The 19,358-nt window shown below is 70.7% G+C and carries 15 protein-coding genes, 5 tRNA genes and 1 pseudogene; 10 read left to right on the top strand and 11 right to left on the bottom strand.

The genetic code is table 11. The annotated features are described in order from the left end of the window. Positions 1–22 precede the first annotated feature (22 nt). The 4 genes from CUT39_RS01345 to CUT39_RS01330 form a co-directional block, all read right to left on the bottom strand. Positions 23–2,161, bottom strand: a complete 2,139-nt coding sequence (locus CUT39_RS01345) for an MMPL family transporter (RefSeq protein ID WP_100444146.1) — start codon at positions 2,159–2,161, stop codon at positions 23–25. Between the two features lie 107 nt (positions 2,162–2,268). After that, positions 2,269–2,937, bottom strand: coding sequence for a response regulator transcription factor (locus CUT39_RS01340; protein WP_100444145.1), 669 nt, complete (start codon positions 2,935–2,937; stop codon positions 2,269–2,271). After that, positions 2,934–4,070 carry a sensor histidine kinase gene (locus CUT39_RS01335; RefSeq protein ID WP_100444144.1) on the bottom strand — a complete coding sequence of 379 codons (1,137 nt, stop codon included), beginning with the start codon at positions 4,068–4,070 and terminating at the stop codon, positions 2,934–2,936. The genes CUT39_RS01340 and CUT39_RS01335 overlap by 4 nt, the downstream gene beginning before the upstream one ends. A 9-nt stretch (positions 4,071–4,079) precedes the next feature. Next, positions 4,080–6,392 (bottom strand): Tex family protein, encoded by a 2,313-nt coding sequence (locus CUT39_RS01330; protein ID WP_100444143.1) that lies wholly within the window; start codon positions 6,390–6,392, stop codon positions 4,080–4,082. A gap of 139 nt (positions 6,393–6,531) precedes the next feature. On the opposite strand from CUT39_RS01330, the gene CUT39_RS01325 reads away from it, so the two are divergent. The 3 genes from CUT39_RS01325 (at position 6,532) to CUT39_RS01315 (ending at position 6,822) form a co-directional block, all read left to right on the top strand. Next, a tRNA-Gly gene (locus CUT39_RS01325) sits at positions 6,532–6,604 on the top strand. A gap of 23 nt (positions 6,605–6,627) precedes the next feature. Then, positions 6,628–6,702: transfer RNA gene (locus CUT39_RS01320), tRNA-Val, on the top strand. Between the two features lie 46 nt (positions 6,703–6,748). Further along, positions 6,749–6,822, top strand: a tRNA-Cys gene (locus tag CUT39_RS01315). A gap of 81 nt (positions 6,823–6,903) precedes the next feature. Here the strand turns inward: CUT39_RS01315 and CUT39_RS01310 are convergent. The 5 genes from CUT39_RS01310 to CUT39_RS01290 form a co-directional block, all read right to left on the bottom strand. Further along, entirely contained in the window at positions 6,904–7,365 is a 462-nt protein-coding gene (locus CUT39_RS01310; protein WP_100444142.1) for an Hsp20/alpha crystallin family protein, read from the bottom strand. Positions 7,366–7,493: 128 nt separating this feature from the next. After that, a complete protein-coding gene (locus CUT39_RS01305) occupies positions 7,494–7,967 on the bottom strand; it encodes a DUF4188 domain-containing protein (protein ID WP_100444141.1) in 474 nt (157 codons plus the stop codon). Between the two features lie 74 nt (positions 7,968–8,041). Beyond that, positions 8,042–10,414: a phosphoketolase family protein gene (locus tag CUT39_RS01300; protein WP_100444140.1), complete on the bottom strand. Its 2,373-nt coding sequence runs from the start codon at positions 10,412–10,414 to the stop codon at positions 8,042–8,044. A 93-nt stretch (positions 10,415–10,507) separates the two neighbouring features. Continuing rightward, a complete protein-coding gene (locus CUT39_RS01295; RefSeq protein WP_100444139.1) occupies positions 10,508–10,753 on the bottom strand; it encodes a hypothetical protein in 246 nt (81 codons plus the stop codon). Beyond that, complete coding sequence (locus CUT39_RS01290) at positions 10,753–11,100, bottom strand: ArsR/SmtB family transcription factor (RefSeq protein WP_232805514.1); 348 nt, start codon at positions 11,098–11,100, stop codon at positions 10,753–10,755. Before CUT39_RS01290 ends, CUT39_RS01295 begins: the two co-directional genes overlap by 1 nt. Before the next feature lie 157 nt (positions 11,101–11,257). Between CUT39_RS01290 and CUT39_RS01285 the strand changes: the two genes are divergently transcribed. Then, positions 11,258–11,333: transfer RNA gene (locus tag CUT39_RS01285), tRNA-Gly, on the top strand. Positions 11,334–11,392: 59 nt separating this feature from the next. Further along, positions 11,393–11,493 (top strand) — tRNA-Gly (locus CUT39_RS20090). Positions 11,494–11,554: 61 nt separating this feature from the next. Here CUT39_RS20090 and CUT39_RS01280 read toward each other — a convergent pair. Further along, entirely contained in the window at positions 11,555–11,737 is a 183-nt protein-coding gene (locus tag CUT39_RS01280) for a hypothetical protein (RefSeq protein WP_100444137.1), read from the bottom strand. Positions 11,738–11,938: 201 nt separating this feature from the next. Between CUT39_RS01280 and CUT39_RS01275 the strand changes: the two genes are divergently transcribed. The 3 genes from CUT39_RS01275 (at position 11,939) to CUT39_RS01265 (ending at position 16,406) form a co-directional block, all read left to right on the top strand. Then, positions 11,939–13,084 (top strand): citrate synthase/methylcitrate synthase, encoded by a 1,146-nt coding sequence (locus CUT39_RS01275; RefSeq protein ID WP_100444136.1) that lies wholly within the window; start codon positions 11,939–11,941, stop codon positions 13,082–13,084. A gap of 79 nt (positions 13,085–13,163) precedes the next feature. After that, positions 13,164–15,218: a phosphate acetyltransferase gene (gene pta, locus CUT39_RS01270; protein WP_100444135.1), complete on the top strand. Its 2,055-nt coding sequence runs from the start codon at positions 13,164–13,166 to the stop codon at positions 15,216–15,218. Positions 15,219–15,221: 3 nt separating this feature from the next. Next, the gene (locus CUT39_RS01265) at positions 15,222–16,406 is read left to right on the top strand and encodes an acetate/propionate family kinase (RefSeq protein WP_100444134.1); all 1,185 of its coding nucleotides are present in this window, start codon (positions 15,222–15,224) and stop codon (positions 16,404–16,406) included. A 61-nt stretch (positions 16,407–16,467) separates the two neighbouring features. Here the strand turns inward: CUT39_RS01265 and CUT39_RS01260 are convergent. Beyond that, positions 16,468–16,893 (bottom strand): annotated as a pseudogene (locus CUT39_RS01260) (SsgA family sporulation/cell division regulator); the annotation flags it as partial. 399 nt (positions 16,894–17,292) lie between these two features. Between CUT39_RS01260 and CUT39_RS01255 the strand changes: the two are divergent. Both CUT39_RS01255 and CUT39_RS01250 read left to right on the top strand, forming a co-directional pair. Next, complete coding sequence (locus CUT39_RS01255) at positions 17,293–17,961, top strand: O-methyltransferase (RefSeq protein WP_100444132.1); 669 nt, start codon at positions 17,293–17,295, stop codon at positions 17,959–17,961. A 197-nt stretch (positions 17,962–18,158) separates the two neighbouring features. Next, a complete protein-coding gene (locus tag CUT39_RS01250) occupies positions 18,159–19,346 on the top strand; it encodes a glycosyltransferase (RefSeq protein WP_100444131.1) in 1,188 nt (395 codons plus the stop codon). Positions 19,347–19,358 lie beyond the last annotated feature (12 nt).

The following is a 19,358-nucleotide window of genomic DNA, read 5'->3' as shown; positions in this document are numbered from 1 at the left end:
GGGCCGGATCACCCTGCCCGGGTCAGCCGGTCGCGACCGGCTCGGAGGTGCGGGCGGGCCGCTCGGGCTCGGGCTCGACCGTCATGTGCGGGATGAGGCGGTCGAGCCGCTTCGGCATCCACCAGGCCGACCGGCCCATGACCTTCATGATCGCCGGGACCAGCAGGCAGCGGATGACGAACGCGTCGATGAAGATGGCCGCGGCCATGCCGATGCCGAACTGCTGCAGCAGCCGGGCGTCGTTGAGCATGAACGCCGCGAAGACCGCGATCATGATCGCCGCGGCCGCGGTGATGACCCCGCCGGTGGAGGCAAGTCCCTTGCGGACGGCCTCGGTCGGAACGCCGGTGCGGACCCACTCCTCGCGGATGCGGGAGACCAGGAAGACTTCGTAGTCCATCGACAGGCCGAAAATCAACGCGAAGGCCATCACCGGCACGAACGCCTCGACCGGGCCGGGCTGGATGCCGAACATCCCCTCCTGGAAGATCCAGGTGACCAGGCCCAGGGAGGCGCCGATGGTCAGCAGGTTCAGGATCGCCGCCTTGACCGGGATGAGGATCGACCGGAACACCACCGTCAGCAGAACCATCGACAGGCCGACCACCAGCAGCAGGAACAGCGGCGCGCGGTCGGAGATGATGTCGGCGAAGTCGATCGCCGCGGCGGTGGAGCCGCCCACGAGCTGGTCGCCGGGGGCCTCGTCGAGCACGTCGTCGCGCAACCGGTGCACCAGGTCCACGGTGGCCTCGTCGGAGGGCCCGGCGGTGCCGATGACGTTCGACATCCACAGGCCCTCCCCGATCTCGGCGGCCGGGCTGACCTGCTCGACCGTGCCGAGTCCGGACATGGCCGCCGCGGCGGCCTCGGCCTCGGTCCGGGTGCCGTCGGTGACGACCAGCAGCGGGCCGTTGAAGCCGGCCCCGAAGCCCTCGGAGAGCATGTCGTAGGCCTGCCGGCTCTGCAGCTCCTCCGATTCGGTGCCCGCGTCGGCGAAGCCGAGCTGCAGGTCCGTCAGCGGCGCCGACAGCGCCACGAGCCCGGCGACGACGACCGCGAGCACGGCCGGGGCGCGCTTTTCGATGAACCGCGACCAGCCGGCCCAGCGCCGGCCCGGGGTCCCCTTGGCCTTCGCGGCGCGCCTGCGGACCCGCTTCTCGATCTTCTTGCCGAACAGCGACAGCAGCGCCGGCAGCAGCGTCACCGAGGCGATCATCGTGACCAGCACGACCAGCGCCACCGCGACCGCGACCGCCTGCAGCGAGCCGAGACCGAGCGCGTAGAGGCCCATGAGCGCCACGATGACCACCGACCCGGCGAACAGCACCGACCGTCCGGCGGTGTCGAGCGCGACCGTCGCCGCGCCGTTCCGGTTGGAGCCGTTCAGCAGTTCGGATCGGTAGCGGGCGAAGATCAGCAGCGCGTAGTCGATGCCGACGCCCAGACCCACCAGGAAGATGATCGGGGTCAGGTAGGTCGGCAGGGTGAGCGCGTGCGAGACGAGCATCGCCAGGCAGAAGGTGACGCCCACGGCGAACACCGCGGTGATCAGCGGCAGGCTGGCCGCCAACAGCGAGCCGAACATGAGCACCAGGATCACCAGGGCGGTCGCCATCCCGACCGCCTCGGCGACCCCGCCCTCGCCTTCCTCGGCCTCGCGGACCGGATCGCCGCCGGCCGCCACGGTCAGGCCGTCGCCGGAGGCGGACTCGGTCACCTCCAGCAGCTCCGCCGCGTCCTCGGCGTCGCCGTCGAAGCCGACCGTGGCGTAGGCGACGGTGCCGTCCTCGGAGACGGTACCGAAGCCGCCGAACGGATCGTCGACGCTCGTCACCCCCGGTGACTCTGCGACCCGGTCGAGGACCGCCTCGACGCGGTCCCGCTCGGACTCCACGCCGTCCGGTTCGCCGAACACGATCTGCACGGTGGCGGCGTTCGCCTCGGGCGCGTGCTCGTCGAGCACGTCGAACAGTTCCTGCGATTCGGTCCCCGGCATCGACTGGTCGTCCTCGAACGCCGAGCCGGCCGTGATCGCGGCTCCGATCGCCCCGGCGAACGCGAGGATCCAGGCCGCCAGGGCGACCAGCGGGCGGCGCTGCGTCCACCGGGCGAGCCGCGCGGTGGGCGAGGCCGTACTGCGGGCATCTGATTTCGGTTGCATGGGAACGACTATCGCCGCGCCGGCGCCCGGCCCGCATCGGCCCGGCAGAGTCAATCGGCCTACCACTCAGGTGCCGGAACCGCCCGGGGCGTACGCCCCGGGTCGCATCAACCCTCGGTCCAGGTCGGCCGCACCAGCCCCGACTCGTAGGCGGTGACCACCAACTGCGCCCGGTCGCGCGCCGACAGCTTCGTCATGATGCGGCTGACGTGCGTCTTCGCCGTCGCCGGGGACAGGAACAGCGCCCCGGCGATCTCGTCGTTGCTCATGCCGGAGGCGACCAGCCCTAGCACCTCGGTCTCGCGTTCGGTCAGCGCCGCCAGCCTCGGACTCGGCCCCGGCCTGGCCACGCGCCCGGCGAACTCGCGGATCAGGCGCCTGGTGACCGTCGGCGAGATCAGCGCCTCGCCCTCGGCGACCACCCGGACGCCCCGGATCAGCTCGTCGGGGTCGGTGTCCTTGACCAGGAACCCGCTGGCGCCGGCCCGCAGCGCCCGGTAGACGTGGTCGTCCTCGTCGAAGGTGGTCAGGATGATCACCTTGACGCCCGCCAGTTTCGGGTCGGCGCCGATCCGCTCGGTCGCCTCCAGGCCGTCGACGGTCGGCATCCGGATGTCCATCAGGACCACATCGGGCCGGCGGCTCCGGATCAGCTCCAGCGCCTGGGCTCCGTCCTCGGCCTCGGCGACGATCTCGATGTCGTCCTCGTCGTCCAGGATCGAGGCGAATCCGGCGCGGACCAGCCGCTGGTCGTCGACCAGCATCACTCCGATCAAGACTGCACCTCCATCGGCCAGGTGGCCTCGACGACGAAGCCGCCGTCCTCGGCGGGCCCCGCATCGAAGGTACCGCCAAGGCCCTCGGCCCGCTCGCGCATGCCCGCCAGGCCGTTGCCGGGGAGCGCCTTGCCGGACTTCGCCCTCCCGTCGTCGGCCACGCGGACGGCCAGTGTGGAGGCCCCGCACACGACGCCCACCTGGACCCGGCTCGCCTCGGCGTGCCTGACGACGTTGGTCAGCGCCTCCTGGATCACCCGGAAGGCCGCCGCGTCGACCGCCGCCGGAAGCTCGGCCCGCCCGTCCTCGCGCAGCTCCACTTCCAGACCCGCCGCCTCCGCCGCCGCCACCAGGGCCGGCAGGTGGTCGAGGCTGGGCCCCGGATCGGTCGGGGAGTCCTCTCCGGCCTCGCGCAGCACCGCCACCAGGGAGCGCAGCTCGCGCAGCGACAGCCGACTGGTGTCGGCGACGACCTGGAGCGTCTCACCGGTGTCGTGGTCGGGGTTCCGCTTGAGCTTGCGCAGGGCCGCGACGGACTGGACGTTGATCAGCGACAGGTGGTGGCCGACCGCGTCGTGCAGCTCGCGGGCGATCCGCAGCCGCTCCTCGGCGGCGCTGCGGCGCCGCCCCTCGGCGAGGGCGGTCTCCATCTCGGCCCGGTAGCGCCGGTAGTGGGCCACCACCGTGCCGATGGCGACGATCGCGATGTACCACCCCGACAGCAGCAGCAACTCGGCCTCGGTCAGGTGCTGGAAGTCCGACAGGATCTCCGAGACGAAGCTCAGGACGAAGGTGAGCGCTCCTATGATGCTCGCCGCGACCGTCCTGCCGTGCGCCGCCAGCGAGTACAGCGCGATGACGAACGCCAGCAGCATCGGCCCGTCGATCGCCGAGGCCGGGTAGTACACCAGCGCGCACGTCCAGGCGACGATCGCGACCGCCAGCGGGTACGAGCTGCGGAAGAACAGAGCCGCGCACGCGACCACCACCGCCGCCCAGGCGATCGGCTCGGAGAGCCCGTGCGGGTCCTGCTCGCGCAGGGCCGCGTCGATGCCCGTCCACACCAGGATGACGAACGCGGTGGCGAGCCCGACGATGAGGTCGCCGACGCGGTCCGAGAAGCGGTCAAGCACGCGACCAGCCTATTGCGTCAGCCCGGCCCGCCTCAGCGCGTCGGCCATCGCCCCCTGCGGCTCGGCGCTCCGGCCGCCGCGCTGGCGCGGTTTGCCGCCTTTCGCGCCCTTGTCGGACTTGCGTCCGTTCCCGCTCCTGCCGTCCGACCCGGGCTCGTCGTCGAGCCGCATGGTCAGCGAGATCCGCCGGCGGTCGAGGTCGACGCTCATCACCTTGACGCGCACGACGTCGCCGGGCTTGACGATCTCGCGCGGGTCGTCCACGTAGCGGTCGGCCAGCGCCGAGATGTGGACCAGCCCGTCCTGGTGGACGCCGACGTCGACGAAGGCGCCGAACGCGGCCACGTTGGTGACCGCGCCCTCGAGGAGCATCCCCGGTTCGAGGTCGGCGATCGTCTCCACGCCCTCCCTGAAGGCGGCCGCCTTGAACTGCGGCCGGGGGTCGCGGCCGGGCTTCTCCAGCTCGGCGAGGATGTCGGCGACGGTGGGCACGCCGAACCGCTCGTCGGCGAAGTCGTCCGGGCGGAGGCCCCGGAGGGTCTTGGAGCTGCCGATGAGGCTCTTGATGTCCTTACCGGTGCCGGTGAGGATCCGCTCGACCACCGGGTAGGCCTCGGGGTGGACCGAGGAGGCGTCCAGCGGATTGGAGCCGTCGGTGATGCGCAGGAACCCGGCGGCCTGCTCGAACGCTTTGGGGCCCAGACGGTTGACGTTGAGCAGGTCCTTGCGGTCGCGGAAGCGGCCGTGTTCGTCGCGGCGGGCGACGATGTTGGTGGCGGTCGACTCGGTCAGGCCGGAGACCTTCGTCAGCAGCGGCACGCTGGCCGTGTTGAGGTCCACGCCGACCGCGTTCACCGCGTCCTCCACCACGGCCTCAAGGGATTTGGTGAGCTTGGTCTCGGTCAGGTCGTGCTGGTACTGGCCGACGCCGATGTGCTTGGGGTCGATCTTGACCAGCTCGGCCAGCGGGTCTTGGAGGCGCCGGGCGATCGAGACCGCGCCGCGCAGCGACACGTCCAGGTCGGGCAGCTCCTTGGTGGCGTACGCCGAGGCCGAGTACACCGAGGCCCCGGCCTCGGAGACGACCAGCTTCCCCGGTTCGGCCTTGCCGGCCAGGAGTTTGACCAGCTCTCCGGCGAGCCGGTCGGTCTCGCGCGAGGCGGTGCCGTTGCCGATGGCGATCAGTTCGACCCCGTGCTTCTCGACCAGGGCCGCCAGCGACGTCAGCGAGGCGTCCCAGCGGTTCTGCGGCTGGTGCGGGTAGATCGCGGCGGTCTCCAGCACCTTCCCGGTCGGGTCGACCACGGCGACCTTCACGCCGGTGCGGTAGGCCGGGTCGAGGCCCATCACGGTCTTCCGGCCGGCGGGGGCGGTCAGCAGCAGGTCCTTGAGGTTGGCGGCGAAGACCTTGACCGCTTCGTCCTCGGCGCGCTGCCACAGCCGCGTTCGCAGGTCGACGCCGAGTTTGACCTGGATGCGGGTGCGCCAGGCCCACGAGACGGTCTTGGCCAGCCACGCGTCGGCCGGCCGCCCGGCGTCGGTGATGCCGAACCTGGCGGCGATCATCCCCTCGTAGTCGGCCCCGGCGGTCTCCTCGGTGCCTGGTTCCAGGGTGAGAGAGAGCACCTCTTCCTTCTCGCCGCGCAGCAGCGCCAGGACCCGGTGGGACGGCAGACTGGTGAACGCCTCGGCGAATTCGAAGTAGTCGGAGAACTTGGCGCCCTTGTCCTCGGCGCCGCTCCGGACGCGGGAGGCCAGTCGGCCGCGCGTCCACATCCGCTCGCGCAGTTCGCCGATGAGGTCGGCGTCCTCTGAGAACCGCTCGGTGAGGATCGCCCGCGCCCCGGCCAGGGCCGCGGCGGCGTCGCTCACGTCCTTGTCGGGGTTGAGGTAGGCGCTCGCGGCCTCCTCGGGGTCCAGGGTCGGATCGCCCAGCAGGGCGTCGGCGAGCGGCTCCAGGCCGGCCTCGCGCGCGATCTGGGCCTTGGTGCGCCGCTTCTGCTTGAACGGGGCGTAGAGGTCCTCGAGGCGGGCCTTGGTGTCGGCGGCGTCGATCCGGGCGGCCAGCGCCTCGGTCAGCTTGCCCTGCTCCTTGATCGACTCCAGGACCGCCCCGCGCCGCGCTTCGAGTTCGCGCAGGTAGCCGAGGCGCTCTTCGAGGACGCGCAACTGCTCGTCCGAAAGCCCTCCGGTGGCCTCCTTGCGGTAGCGGGCGACGAACGGGACGGTGGAGCCGTCGTCGAGGAGCGCGACGGCGGCGCGGACCTGGTGAGGGCCGACCGAGAGTTCTTCGGATATGCGTTGATCGATAGCTTGAGCCACGCTCTGGCATTCTGCCAGAGCCGGGCGGCGACGGGACCCGATGCCGTACCCGGTGCCCCCCGGTGGACGCTCCGCCGGGTATGCGATAAAGTTCTATCCCGTCGCCGGGGGATGAGCGAAGCCTTCCCCACAGCGACATGCGGATGTAGCGCAGTTGGTAGCGCGACACCTTGCCAAGGTGTAGGTCGCCGGTTCGAGCCCGGTCATCCGCTCGGAGCCCGCAGGGCCCCACCGGGGACGATTAGCTCAGCGGGAGAGCACTCCCCTGACACGGGAGAGGTCACTGGTTCAATTCCAGTATCGTCCACCACACAGCGGAGCGGAGCCCAGGAGATCCTGGGCTCGCTTCGCATCGGGGTGGGTTGGCCGAGAGGCGAGGCAGCGGCCTGCAAAGCCGTATACACGGGTTCGAATCCCGTACCCACCTCCACTCCGACCGGATCGGCGTCCGGTCTACGCGCACCGAACGGCCCTGGAACCATGCGTTCCAGGGCCGTTCGCGTATGAGCGGCTACTCTGCCGCCTCGGCCTCGATCGCGGGCCCGGCCTCGCGGACCGGGATCCGCCGGGCCTCGGGGGCCGGCCGGACCGCGTCGGCGACGCGGACGGTCAGCAGCCCGTCGGCGAGCTCGGCGCTCACCTGCGAAGGCTCCACGCCCTCGGGGACGGTGAAGACCCGGCTGAGGCGGCCCGCGGCGAGGCCGCGGTGCAGGTAGCGGTCGCCCTCGGACGATTCGCGCCGTCGGCGCTCGGCCTCGATCGACAGGCGGCGACCCTCCAGGGTCACCGTGACGTCCTCGGTGCCCACGCCCGGGGCTGCGACGGTGAAGACCAGGTCGGAGCCCTCGGTGTACACGTCGGCCTCGGGGGAGTTGCGGACGGCGCCGCGGCCGAAGCCGAGGCGCACCAGGCGGTCGAACTCGCGGTCGAGCTGCCGGAACGCCTGCAGGGGGTGCTGGTAGCGAACGATCATTTCGGCGGTCTCCTTTCTCGGGTTTAGCACTCTCGACCGGAGAGTGCTAACGATGGTTACGACGATGGCAGGCCGCGAAATATTTCCCGAGTGACTCACTTCACGATGTGGGCCGTGTCGGCGGTGGTCTACGACTCGTCGATCGGCTCGTGGTCGGGGCCGGTGCGGTCGGCCGCCTTCCGGCCGGTGGCCTTGGCCAGCCCGTAGGGAGGCATGTTGATGTACGAGGTGTCGTACTCGCCGGCGCGGACCCGGTAGAGCTCATGCCACAGTCCCACCTCGCCGTTGCTCTTCACCGTTCGGTTGAACCACTTCCAGAAGCCGCGGTGGGCGTGCTCCGGCGAGTGGGCGAAGTGCTCGAGCCGTTCGGCGCTGCGCCAGTACTGGACGACCATGACGACCCGGCCGCCGACCATGATCCGCGAGTCCAGCAGACCCGATTCGGGGTCGGACTGCAGCTCGCGCAGCATCTTCGGCATGGCGGTGAGCACCGGCCACCACTTGGCGACCTTCCAGAACTTGTTGACGCGCACGCCGACGGTGAAGACGACGAGGTCGTCGTCGTAATCGACCACGACCCGGCCGGGACTGACTTTCGCCACGCGGGGGCCTCCAGGGGGAGTAGGGACACCTCCACTCCAGATTAACGACGCATGTGCGTTCCGTGGCGGAAGGTTCACCGCGGCCACGACCACTCGGCGACCTCCGGGTGATCCGTGCCGTGGACGCGGGTGTAGGCGCGCGCCGCGTGCCGGGCGTCGGTCATCCGCTGGCGCAGGCCCGCGGCGTTCTGGCCCAGGCCCGGCACGCGGTCGATGACGTCGATGACCAGCCGGTACCGGTCGAGGTCGTTGAGCATCACCATGTCGAACGGCGTGGTGGTGGTGCCCTCCTCTTTGTACCCTCGCACGTGGATGTTGCGGTGGTTGGTGCGCCGGTAGGTCAGGCGGTGGATCAGCATCGGATACCCGTGGTAGGCGAACACGACCGGCCTGTCGGTGGTGAAGACCGTGTCGAACTCCCGGTCGCCCAGGCCGTGCGGGTGCTCGGCCTCCGGTTGGAGCCGCATCAGGTCGACCACGTTGACCACCCGGACCCGCAGGTCCGGCAGGTGCCTGCGCAGCAGGTCGGCGGCGGCGAGCACCTCCAGGGTGGGGATGTCGCCGGCGCCGGCGAGCACCACGTCGGGCGTGCGCCCGTCGTCGGTCGAGGCCCACTCCCAGACGCCCAGTCCCCGCTCGCAGTGGCGGACCGCCTCGTCCATGCTCGTGTACTGCAGCGCGGGCTGCTTTCCGGCCACGACCACGTTGACGTACTGCCTGGAGCGCAGGCAGTGGTCCATGGTCGACAGCAAGGTGTTGGCGTCCGGCGGCAGGTAGACCCGCACCACCTCGGGCTTCTTGTTCATCACCAGGTCGATGAAGCCCGGGTCCTGATGCGAGAAGCCGTTGTGGTCCTGCCGCCACACGTGGCTCGACAGCAGGTAGTTCAGGGAGGCGATGGGGCGGCGCCATGGGATCGCGTTCGTGGTCTCCAGCCACTTGGCGTGCTGGTTGAACATCGAGTCGACGATGTGGATGAACGCCTCGTAGGAGGTGAACAGGCCGTGCCGCCCGGTCAGGAGGTAGCCCTCGAGCCAGCCCTCGCACAGGTGCTCGGACAGCACCTCCATCACGCGGCCCTGCGGTGCCTGGTGCTCGTCGGTGGGGTAGATCTCGGCCTCGTACTGCCGGTCGGTGACCTCCAGCGCTCCTCCGAGCCGGTTCGACTCGACCTCGTCGGGCCCGAACAGGCGGAACCGGTCGGGGTTGGCCGCGATGACGTCGCGCAGCCAGGAGCCGAGCGCGCGCGTGGCCTCGCCGACGGTGCGGCCGTGGCCCTCGACCTCCAAGCCGTACTCGCGGTAGTCCGGCAGGACCAGGTCCCGCAGGAGCCGCCCGCCGTCGGCGTGCGGATTGGCGCTCATGCGCGCCTCGCCGGCCGGAGCCAGGTCCCGTAGCTCCGGTTCGGGAGCGCCGGTGGCGTCGAACAGCTCCTCGGGCCGGTACGAGCGCATCCACGCCTCGAGCGCCTCCAGATGCTCGGAGTTCTCCCGCACCTGCGCGAGCGGCACCTGGTGCGACCGCCAGGTGCCGGCCACGGGCCGGTGGTCGACCTCGGCTGGCCCGGTCCAGCCCTTGGGCGTGCGCAGGACGATCATGGGCCAGCGCGGCCGCGCGGACCCGGGCCGGGCCCCGGCGCGGATGTCGGTGATCCGGTCGAAGCAGATGTCGAGCGTGGCCGCCAACCGCTGGTGCACGGCGGCCGGGTCGTCGCCGGAGACGGTGTAGGGCTCGTATCCGCAGCCGCGGAAGAACGAGTTCCGGTCCTCGTCGCCGATGCGGGCGAGCAGGGTCGGGTTGGCGATCTTGTAGCCGTTGAGGTGCAGGATCGGCAGGACCGTTCCGTCGGTGACCGGGTTGAGGAACGCGTTCGACATCCACGAGCCGGCCAGTGGGCCGGTTTCGGCCTCGCCGTCGCCGACGACGCAGGCGACGGTCAGGCCGGGGTTGTCGAACGCGGCCCCGTAGGCGTGCGAGAGGGCGTAGCCCAGTTCGCCGCCCTCGTGGATCGAGCCGGGCACCTGCGGCGCGACGTGCGAGGGGATGCCGCCGGGGAAGGAGAACCGGCGGAACAGCTCCCGCATGCCGTTCTCGGAGTGGTCGACGGTGGGGTACAGCTCGGGGTAGGTGCCCTCGAGCCAGGTGTTGGCGACCAGGGCCGGGCCGCCGTGGCCGGGTCCGGTCACGTAGATCATGTCGAGTCCGCGCGCCTTGATGCACCGGTTGAGGTGGGCGTAGAGCAGGCTCAGGCCGGGGCTGGTGCCCCAGTGCCCGAGCAGGCGGGGCTTGATGTGCTCGGGCCGCAGCGGGCCGCGCAGCAGCGGGTTGTCGAGCAGGTAGATCTGGCCCACGGCCAGGTAGTTGGCGGCGCGCCAGTAGGCGTCGATCCGCGCCAGTTCCTCAGACGACAGCGGGCCGCTCGCGCGGGTGGTCTCGGTAGTGCTCATGGGTCCGAGACTGCCGCATCCGGGAGCCGCTTTCGTGCGGTTCGCGACATCCGGCCGGCGGGCCGGTCTCGGGGACGGCCCGCCGGCGGGAGGTCACTCGACTTCTTTGAGCATGCGCTCGACCGAGGACAACCGCCCCTTGATCTCCGACAGCGAGGCCTTGATCTCGGCGGAGTCGAGGCTGGTCTTCTCGGCGAGGTCGCGGTAGTTGGCCTCGCGGGCGGCCGAGGCCTTGGCCTTGGTGGTGGAGGCGCCCCAGACGATCGCCGCGATGATGACGGCGGTGATCAGCAGCAGCACTCCGAAGACGAACAGCATTCCGGCGTTGGCGGCGGACATCAGTCGGTTTCCTTTCCGTTGTCGGCCGGCTCGGGCAGAGTCGGCGCGAGTCCCTTGATGGCGTGCGGTGTGACGTGCAGCGAGAACTCGGTCGCCTCGAAGTATTTGACGGCTTTGCCGTCCTCGGAAAGCTCCAGCTCCCCGCTCACGAGGCCCGCGGCCTGCAGTTTCTGGAGGTGCATGTGCAGCAGCGGTCGGCTCATGCCGAGCTGGCGGGCCAGGAGGCTCACGTACTGGCGTCCGTCGGCGAGCGCGGCGATGATCCGCAGCCGGTGCGGATTGGCCAGGGCCGCGAAGGCCGCCAGCAACTGAGCGCCCGTCAGGTCCTCCGAGTCCATATCAACCATCCCTATCTGGTGTAAGAATATTCTTACACGTGTCAGACTCGAGTGCAATCGCCGAAGCTCGCTGGTCCGGCCGCGCGCCGAGCGGTCCGAGGCCCTCTGAACGATTGCCGGACCATGCGCTAAACTTGAGCCCGGTCGCAGCCGAACGCTGCGACATGCGGACGTAGCGCAGCTGGTAGCGCGACACCTTGCCAAGGTGTAGGTCGCCGGTTCGAGCCCGGTCGTCCGCTCCAGAGCTCGGCCGATGCGCCGGGCTTTTTTCGTCCCCGGCCGCAGTCGAACGCTGCGGCACGCGGACGTAGCGCAGCCGGCTGTGCTATTGGCAGCACTTCGTGCTGGTGCGACACCTTGCCAAGGTGTAGGTCGCCGGTCCGGGCCCGGTCGTCCGCTCCAGAGCCCGGCCTTTGCGCCGGGGTTTTTCATGCCCGGACCGAGCCCGCGGCGGCCCGGAAGCTCAGTTCTGCTGACCGGCGCCGATGTATCCGTAGATGATGATGACCGCGACGGCCGCGACCACCAGCCACAGCGTGGCCTTGCGGAACCTGTGGCGCGCGCCGGGGGAGAACCACATGATCGCCGCGACGATGAGCAGGATTCCGACCACCACACCGGGGGCCGCGTTCAAACCTTCGTCCATCGGACTACCAATCGCATCAGGGGGCCGACCGTCTCTTGGTATCGTGCCAGACAGGCCGCTAACGCATGAGAGGTGACACAGCTCCCCACCGCTGTCGCGCCGTTCCGCGCTTCTGCCACTACTCTTCGGCCCCAAGCACCGGTCCGACTCAGCCTGCGCAATCTTTACGGCTCGCAAGCTTCGCCACGTATGGGAGACGCCATGACCGAATTCATCGAGGTTCCCCGAGGACTTGACCGCGTCGTCGTCGCCGACACCGAGATAGGGGACGTCCGAGGCGAAGAGGGCTTCTACCACTACCGCCAGTACAACGCCGTGGAACTGGCCGAGCGGTGCTCGTTCGAGCAGGTCTGGCACCTCATGTTCTGCGGCGAGCTACCCACCGCCGAACAGCTCGCCGACTTCAAAGCCAGGGTCGCCCCCTACCGCACCCTCACCCCCGAACTGCGGGAACTGCTGCCGCAGCTCAAAGGCGAAGCCCCGCTCGAGGGCCTGCGCACCGCCTTGTCGGCCGCCTGCGCGGCCCACCGCATGCGGCCGCTGCTCGACACCGACGAGGAGGCCCGCCTCGACGACGCCCTCTTCGCCAGCGCCGTCACCCCCACGATCCTCACCGCACTGTGGAGGGTCAATCAGGGCGCCGAGCCCCTCCAGCCGCGCGACGACCTCGGCTACGCCGCGAACTACCTGTACATGATGACCGGCGAGGTCCCCTCCGAGGAGCGCGCCCGCGCCATCGAGCACTACCTCATCCTCACCATCGACCACGGCTTCAACGCCTCCACCTTCACCGGGCGAGTCATCGCCTCCACGGGCGCCGACCTCGGCGCCTGCCTGGTGGGCGCTGTCGGCGCTCTGTCCGGGCCGCTCCACGGCGGCGCGCCGTCCCGGGCGCTCGACGCCCTCGACGCCATTGAGTCCACTGAGAACATCGACCCGTGGATCCGGACCGAGCTGGAGGCGGGCCGCCGCATCATGGGCTTCGGTCACGCCGTCTACAAGACCGACGACCCCAGGTCGGTGCACCTCCGCGAGGTGGCCACCCAGCTCGACGGCCCGATCGTCGACTTCGCCAAGACCGTCGAGCGGCGAGTGGTCGAGATCCTCGCCGAGGTCAAACCCGGCCGCAAGCTGTTCACCAACGTGGAGTTCTACGCCGGAGTGGTGATGGAGCTGGCCGGCGTCCCGCGCCCGATGTTCACCCCGACCTTCACCACCAGCCGCGTCGTCGGCTGGAGCGCCAACATCCTCGAGCAGGCCCGGGACTCCAAGATCATCCGGCCCCGCGCCCGGTACGTCGGACCCGAGCCGCCGCAGCCGGTCCGGATCCCCGAGCACTCGGCCTGAGATGCGGCCGTGCGGGGCCGGCGGTGAGCCGCCGCGCAGATCCGCTGCGCGGTGCTCGCCCGGTCGTTAGCGTTGGAGCGTGGCTCAAAGTCTCTACCTCGCCAGCCTGGACCCCAGCAGCGGCAAGTCCGCCGTCGCGTTCGGCGTCATGGACCTGCTCACGAAGCGGGCCGGATCGGTCGCCGTATTCCGCCCGATCGTCCGCGACGACCACACGGCCGCAGGCGATCCGGTCATCGGCCTCCTCCGCGACCACTACCGCCTTCCGGCGCCCTACGAGCGCTCGGTCGGGGCCACCTACACCCACGTGCGCGACGACCCCGACGGTGCGATGGGCCGGATCGTCGAGCGCTACCACGCCCTGGCCGAAGGCCACGACGCCGTCCTCGTGGTCGGCAGCGACTACTCCGATGTGGGCGCCTCGGTCGAGTTCACCTTCAACACGCGCGTAGCGGTCAACCTCGCCTCCCCGATGCTGCTGGTCGTCAACGGCCGCCGGCAGGCCCCGGACGGCGTCGACGCGGCCCTCCGCTTCGGGGTCGGCCAGGCCGAGGCCGCCCATGCGACCGTCCTGGGCGCGATCGTCAACCGGGTCGACCCGGCCGTGGTCGAACAGGTCCGGGCCGCCCATCCGGGGGCCGGCGTCATCGCCGAGGAACCCGGCCTCGAGGCGCCCACGGTCGCCGAACTGATCGAGGCCGCCGACGCCACCCTCATCTCCGGCGACCCCGAGGTCCTCACCCGCACCGTCGGCGACGTGGTCGTCGCCGCCATGACCCTGCCGAACCTCCTGACCCGCCTGGCCGACGACAAGGCCGTCATCCTCCCCGGCGACCGCTCCGAGGTCCTGCTCGGCCTGCTCGCCGCCCACCAGGCCGAAGGCGTCCCCAGCCTCTCGGCGATCTTCCTGACCGGCGGGATCCGCCCCCAGCCGCAGATCCTCGAGATCGTCACCGGCCTCGACTCGCGGCTGCCGATCGCCCTGGTCCAGCGGGACACCTTCGAGACGGCCAACCTCGTCGGCGACGTCACCGGCTCCCTGGCCGCCGGCGGGGAGCGCAAGTTCGCCCTCGCCCTGGAGGGCTTCGCCGACGGCGTCGACGGCGACGACCTGCTCGACCGGCTGCGGCTGTCGAAGTCGACGGTGGTCACACCGGTCATGTTCGAGCACTCGATGCTCGGGCGCGCCAAGGCCCTCGGCAAGCACATCGTGCTCCCCGAAGGCGCCGAGCCGCGCATCCTCCAGGCCGCCGAGATCCTCATGCGGCGCGGCGTCGCCCGCCTGACGCTGCTGGGGGAGGAGTCCGAGGTGCGGTCACAGGCCGCTCAACTGGGCGTCGACCTGGACGGGGTGAAGATCCTCAACCCCGGCGACCACGAGATCCGGGAGCGGTTCGCCGAGGAGTACGCCCGCCTGCGATCGCACCGGGGTGCCACGTTCGAAGCCGCCTACGACACCGTCGCCGACGTCTCCTACTTCGGCACCATGATGGTCCACACTGGAATGGCTGATGGGATGGTCTCCGGCGCGGTCCACACCACCGCGCACACCATCCGCCCCTCATTCGAGATCATCAAGACCAAACCCGGTGTCGCCGTGGTTTCCTCGGTGTTCTTCATGTGCCTGGCCGACCGGGTCCTGGTCTACGGCGACTGCGCGGTCAACCCGGACCCCGACGCCGACCAACTGGCCGACATCGCGATATCCTCGGCCGACACGGCCACCGAGTTCGGCGTGGAACCGCGGGTGGCGATGCTCTCCTACTCCACCGGCACCTCGGGCCAGGGCGAAGCCGTCGACAAGGTCCGCCGCGCCACCGAGATCGTCCGCTCGCGCCGGCCCGGACTGCCGGTCGAGGGCCCCATCCAGTACGACGCCGCCGCCGACGCCGGCGTCGCCGGCACCAAGATGCCGGAGTCGCAGGTCGCGGGGAAGGCGACCGTCTTCGTCGTGCCCGACCTCAACACCGGCAACAACCTGTACAAGGCCGTGCAGCGCTCCGCCGGCGCGATCGCCGTCGGACCGGTCCTCCAGGGCCTCCGCAAGCCAGTCAACGACCTCTCGCGCGGCGCCACCGTGCCCGACATCGTCAACACCGTGGCGCTCACCGCCATTCAAGCAGCAGAAGGATAGCCAATGAGCGCACCGGTCCTGGTGATCAACTCCGGCTCCTCGTCGATCAAGTACCGGCTGGTCGACGGCGACACCGGGGAGGCGTCGGTCTCCGGCCTCATCGAGCGGATCGGGCAGGCCGAATCGACCCTCGCCCACACCGCCGCCGACGGGAAGCGGACCCGGCGGGAGCCGGTGCCCGACCACGGCGCCGGACTCGAGGCGATGGCGGCCGCCTTCGACGAGTCCGGGACGCCGCTGTCGGAGGCCGGCCTGATCGCCGTCGCCCACCGGGTCGTCCACGGCGGCGAGCGCTTCGTGCAGCCGGTGGTCGTCGACGACGAGGTCGAGTCCGCGATCGGCGAGCTGGCCGCGCTGGCGCCCCTGCACAACCCGGCGAACCTCGAGGGCATCCGGATGGCGCGCCGCCTGTTCCCCCGCCTGCCGCAGGTGGCGGTGTTCGACACCGCCTTCCACGCGACGATCCCCGAACGGGCCCACCGTTACGCGGTCCCGTCCCACTGGCGCGAGGACCACGGGGTGCGGCGCTACGGCTTCCACGGGACCAGCCACGCCTACGTCGCCCGGCGCGCCGCCGAAATGCTCGGCAGGCACCCCAAGCAGGTCAACGTCGTCGTCGCCCATCTCGGCAACGGCGCCTCGATCACCGCGGTCGAGCGGGGCCGCTCCATCGACACCTCGATGGGGCTGACACCCCTGGAGGGCCTGGTCATGGGCACCAGATCCGGCGACATCGACCCGGCGATCGTGTTCCACATGCACCGCCGCACCGGCGCCGCGTTCGCAGAGCTCGACACGGCCCTCAACCAGGAGTCGGGCATGTACGCGCTGACCGGGATGGTCGACCTGCGCAGCATCGAGGAGGCCGCTCGGCACGGAGACCACGAGGCCGAGGCGGCCCTGGAGATCTACTGCTACCGGATCCGCAAGTACATCGGGGCCTACATCGCCGCACTCGGCGGCGCCGACGCGGTCGCATTCACCGCCGGAGTGGGGGAGAACAGCGCCGAAGTGCGGGCCAGGACCCTGCATTCGCTGGTGGCGCTGGGCGTCCAGCTCGACGAGGGGGCCAACCGGGCCGGCGGTCCGGTCGTCTCGACGCCGGACTCGCCGATCACGGCACTGGTGGTTCCGACCAACGAGGAAGGCGAGATAGCCAAGCAGACCGCCGAGCTGCTGCGGTCCTAGCGAAGGGAAACGGCGGCCCGGCCGCGCCGTCCCGCCGTCCGGACCCGGTGATTAATACGCCGCCCGCCAGGAGCTTGGTCAGGGCGGTGTCGAGGTCGACGTGGCCCGACTCGCGGCCGCGGGGCACCAGGCTGTAGGCCCGGCGCAGGAAGCGCTGCACCACCGCGCGGTTCACCTCGAACAGGGCGTTGCCGTCGGGTGAGGACAGGGCCAGCGCGATCGACTCCCCCCGGGGCGTCGTCCACGGCCACACCCGCACGTCGCCGATACCGGTCGGCTCCTCCAGGCCCTTGGCCAGGAGCTCCCGCGAGAACGACCACGCCACCTGGTCGGCGTCGGAGCCGTCGGGGTGGAACATGACGCCGACCGCGTACGGGTCGTCCGGGTCGTAGCGCAGGCTCGCCCGCACGCTCACCGTGGCGAAATCCGGCGCGACGAGCCGCATGGTGGTGCCGATGTCGACGGTGGCCGATCGTGCCATGCTCATAGCGGTACCCCCCAACGCGCGGTCGACTCCCCCCGAAGCCGGCCGTCCTGCCAACCGTCCGCCGCCCGGCCTTCCCACGGGACCGCCGCGGCGAACATGTCGTGATTCAGGTCTATCATTCAAGCTGTTGCGCCGTACGACGATCGGCAAGACCGATCACGGCGGGTTCCGTTGATACGGGGGCGAAACACGACAAAATCCGCCGATTTTTCGCGGCCAATGCGGTAATTACAACTCCGTCGTTCACGCGTTAGGGGTAGCATCCGGCGACCGCCGCGCGCCGTGCCGACGCCCCGTCGGACCTTCCGGCGTGAACGTGAACATTGCAGGCGGCCGACGGCGGCCGCGAATGATAGCGTTTCGCAGTAGCGTTCGAACTCCACAGAAGGGGCACCTCCCATGGGCCAATCGCAGTGGACCGAAGTCGACGAGTTCCTCGGTCGCCTTCTCGTCGGCGAAGACGACGCCCTCACCGACGCGATCGCCGCGAGCGAGCGCGCCGGACTACCGCCCATCCAGGTCTCCCCGGCCCAGGGCAAGCTGCTGTACCTGCTGGCCAAGACCCATGGCGCCCGGCGGGTGCTCGAGATCGGGACGCTCGGCGGCTACAGCGCCATCTGGATGGGCCGCGCCCTGCCCGAGGGCGGCCACCTGATCAGCCTAGAGGCCAGCCCCAAGCACGCCGAGGTCGCCAGCGCCAACGTCTCCCGCGCCGGCCTGGTCGGCACCGTCGACATCCGCGTCGGACTGGCCGCCGACACCCTCGCCAAACTCGCCGCCGAGGAGCCCGAGCCGTTCGACATGGTCTTCATCGACGCCGACAAGGCCGGCTACCCGAACTACCTCGAACGGTCGCTCGAGCTCACCCGGCCCGGGAGCCTGATCGTGGCCGACAACGTGGTGCGCGGCGGCGCCGTGGCCGACGCGCTCAGCCGCGACTCCAACGTCCAGGGCGTGCGCGCCTATCTCGAGGCGGTCGCGGCCGACCCCAGGCTCGAGGGGACGGTCATGCAGACCGTCGGCGTCAAGGGCTACGACGGGCTCTCGATCGCCCGCGTCGTCGACTGAGGATCCCGGCCGGGGCGATGTCGCGGTAGAGGATTGAAGCGGGCGTTTTCCGGGTAATTGACCGGCATGCCAGATTCGACCCCTGCCGGACCGCCTGTCCGCCGAGTGCGCGCGGCGGTCCACTGTGATCGACATGGACGGCGGCCCGCCCTGCCCGAGCGCGGGACCCGCCCGGCCCCGCGACCGAGGAGGAAACAATGAAGATCGCGATGGTCTCCGAGCACGCAAGTCCGATCGCCGACATGGGCGGTGAGGACGGGGGAGGCCAGAACATCCACGTCGCCCGGCTCGCCGCCGCGCTCGCCCGGCAAGGGCACGAGGTGGCGGTGTACACCAGGCGCGACGATCCGCGCCTGGCCGAGCGCGTCCGGGCCCCCGGCGACTACGAGGTGGTGCACGTCGACGCCGGCCCGGCCGACCGCATCGGCAAGGACCACCTGCTGCCGTTCATGGGCGACTTCGCCTACGGGCTGCTGCGGTTGTGGGAGACCGACCGGCCCGACATCGTCCACGCTCACTTCTGGATGTCCGGGCTGGCCTCGCTGTGGGCGGCCGAACGCTGCGACGTGCCGGTGGTCGAGACCTACCACGCCCTCGGCACCGTCAAGCGCCGCCACCAGGGCGGGGCCGACGCCAGCCCGCCGGGACGCACCGGCTTCGAGGCCGACGTCGGCGACCGGTGCGCGGGCATCATCGCCACCAGCGAGGAGGAGGTCCGGGAACTGGCGGCGATGGGCGTCTCGGAGGACAAGATCGCCCTCATCCCCTGCGGTGTCGACCTCGACCTGTTCAACCCGGTCGGCGAGGCCGACGATCTCGGCAGCCGCTACCAGATCCTCACGGCGGGACGACTGGTGCCGCGCAAAGGCTTCGCAACGATCATCAGGGCGATGAAGCACCTGCCGCACACCGAGCTGGTCATCGCCGGCGGGCCGGTGGACGGGCAGGTGTGGGACGACCCCGAAGGCAGGCGACTGCGTGACATCGCGCTGGCCGAAGGCGTCTCGGGACGGGTCCGGATGCCCGGCCAGATCCCGAACGACCGCATGCCCGCCCAGTACCGGGCGGCCGACGTGGTCGTCTGCGCCCCCTGGTACGAGCCGTTCGGAATCGTGCCGCTGGAGGCGATGGCCTGCGGCGTGCCGGTCGTGGCCGCCGCGGTGGGCGGCCTCAAGGACACCGTCGAGGACGGCGTCAGCGGCACCCTCGTCGACGACCCGACCCCGGAGTCGATCGCCGCGGCGGTGCAGACCTATCTGGAGGAAGGCGACGTGCGCCGGGTGACCGGCCAGGCCGGACGCCTGCGAACCTGCGCGAGGTACTCCTGGGACGCGATCGCGGCCGAGACCTGGAAGTCCTACGAACTGGCCGTGTCCGCGGCCTGACGCCCACCGCCC

The sequence above is a fragment of the Glycomyces xiaoerkulensis genome, from assembly GCF_002798405.1.
GTDB classification, from domain to species: domain Bacteria; phylum Actinomycetota; class Actinomycetes; order Mycobacteriales; family Micromonosporaceae; genus Glycomyces; species Glycomyces xiaoerkulensis.
Note: the sequence above shows the minus strand (reverse complement) of the source record. Positions and strands in the feature narration are given on the sequence as shown.

Bases quoted from the DNA above. Each gene is read 5' to 3' on its own strand.
- CUT39_RS01265 (WP_100444134.1), top strand. From the start codon at position 15,222: ATGAGCGCACCGGTCCTGGTGATCAACTCCGGCTCCTCGTCGATCAAG.
- CUT39_RS01275 (WP_100444136.1), top strand. From the start codon at position 11,939: ATGACCGAATTCATCGAGGTTCCCCGAGGACTTGACCGCGTCGTCGTC.
- CUT39_RS01300 (WP_100444140.1), bottom strand. From the start codon at position 10,414: ATGAGCACTACCGAGACCACCCGCGCGAGCGGCCCGCTGTCGTCTGAG.
- CUT39_RS01310 (WP_100444142.1), bottom strand. From the start codon at position 7,365: ATGATCGTTCGCTACCAGCACCCCCTGCAGGCGTTCCGGCAGCTCGAC.
- CUT39_RS01345 (WP_100444146.1), bottom strand. From the start codon at position 2,161: ATGCAACCGAAATCAGATGCCCGCAGTACGGCCTCGCCCACCGCGCGG.
- CUT39_RS01255 (WP_100444132.1), top strand. From the start codon at position 17,293: ATGGGCCAATCGCAGTGGACCGAAGTCGACGAGTTCCTCGGTCGCCTT.
- CUT39_RS01295 (WP_100444139.1), bottom strand. From the start codon at position 10,753: ATGTCCGCCGCCAACGCCGGAATGCTGTTCGTCTTCGGAGTGCTGCTG.
- CUT39_RS01280 (WP_100444137.1), bottom strand. From the start codon at position 11,737: ATGGACGAAGGTTTGAACGCGGCCCCCGGTGTGGTGGTCGGAATCCTG.
- CUT39_RS01290 (WP_232805514.1), bottom strand. From the start codon at position 11,100: ATGGTTGATATGGACTCGGAGGACCTGACGGGCGCTCAGTTGCTGGCG.
- CUT39_RS01250 (WP_100444131.1), top strand. From the start codon at position 18,159: ATGAAGATCGCGATGGTCTCCGAGCACGCAAGTCCGATCGCCGACATG.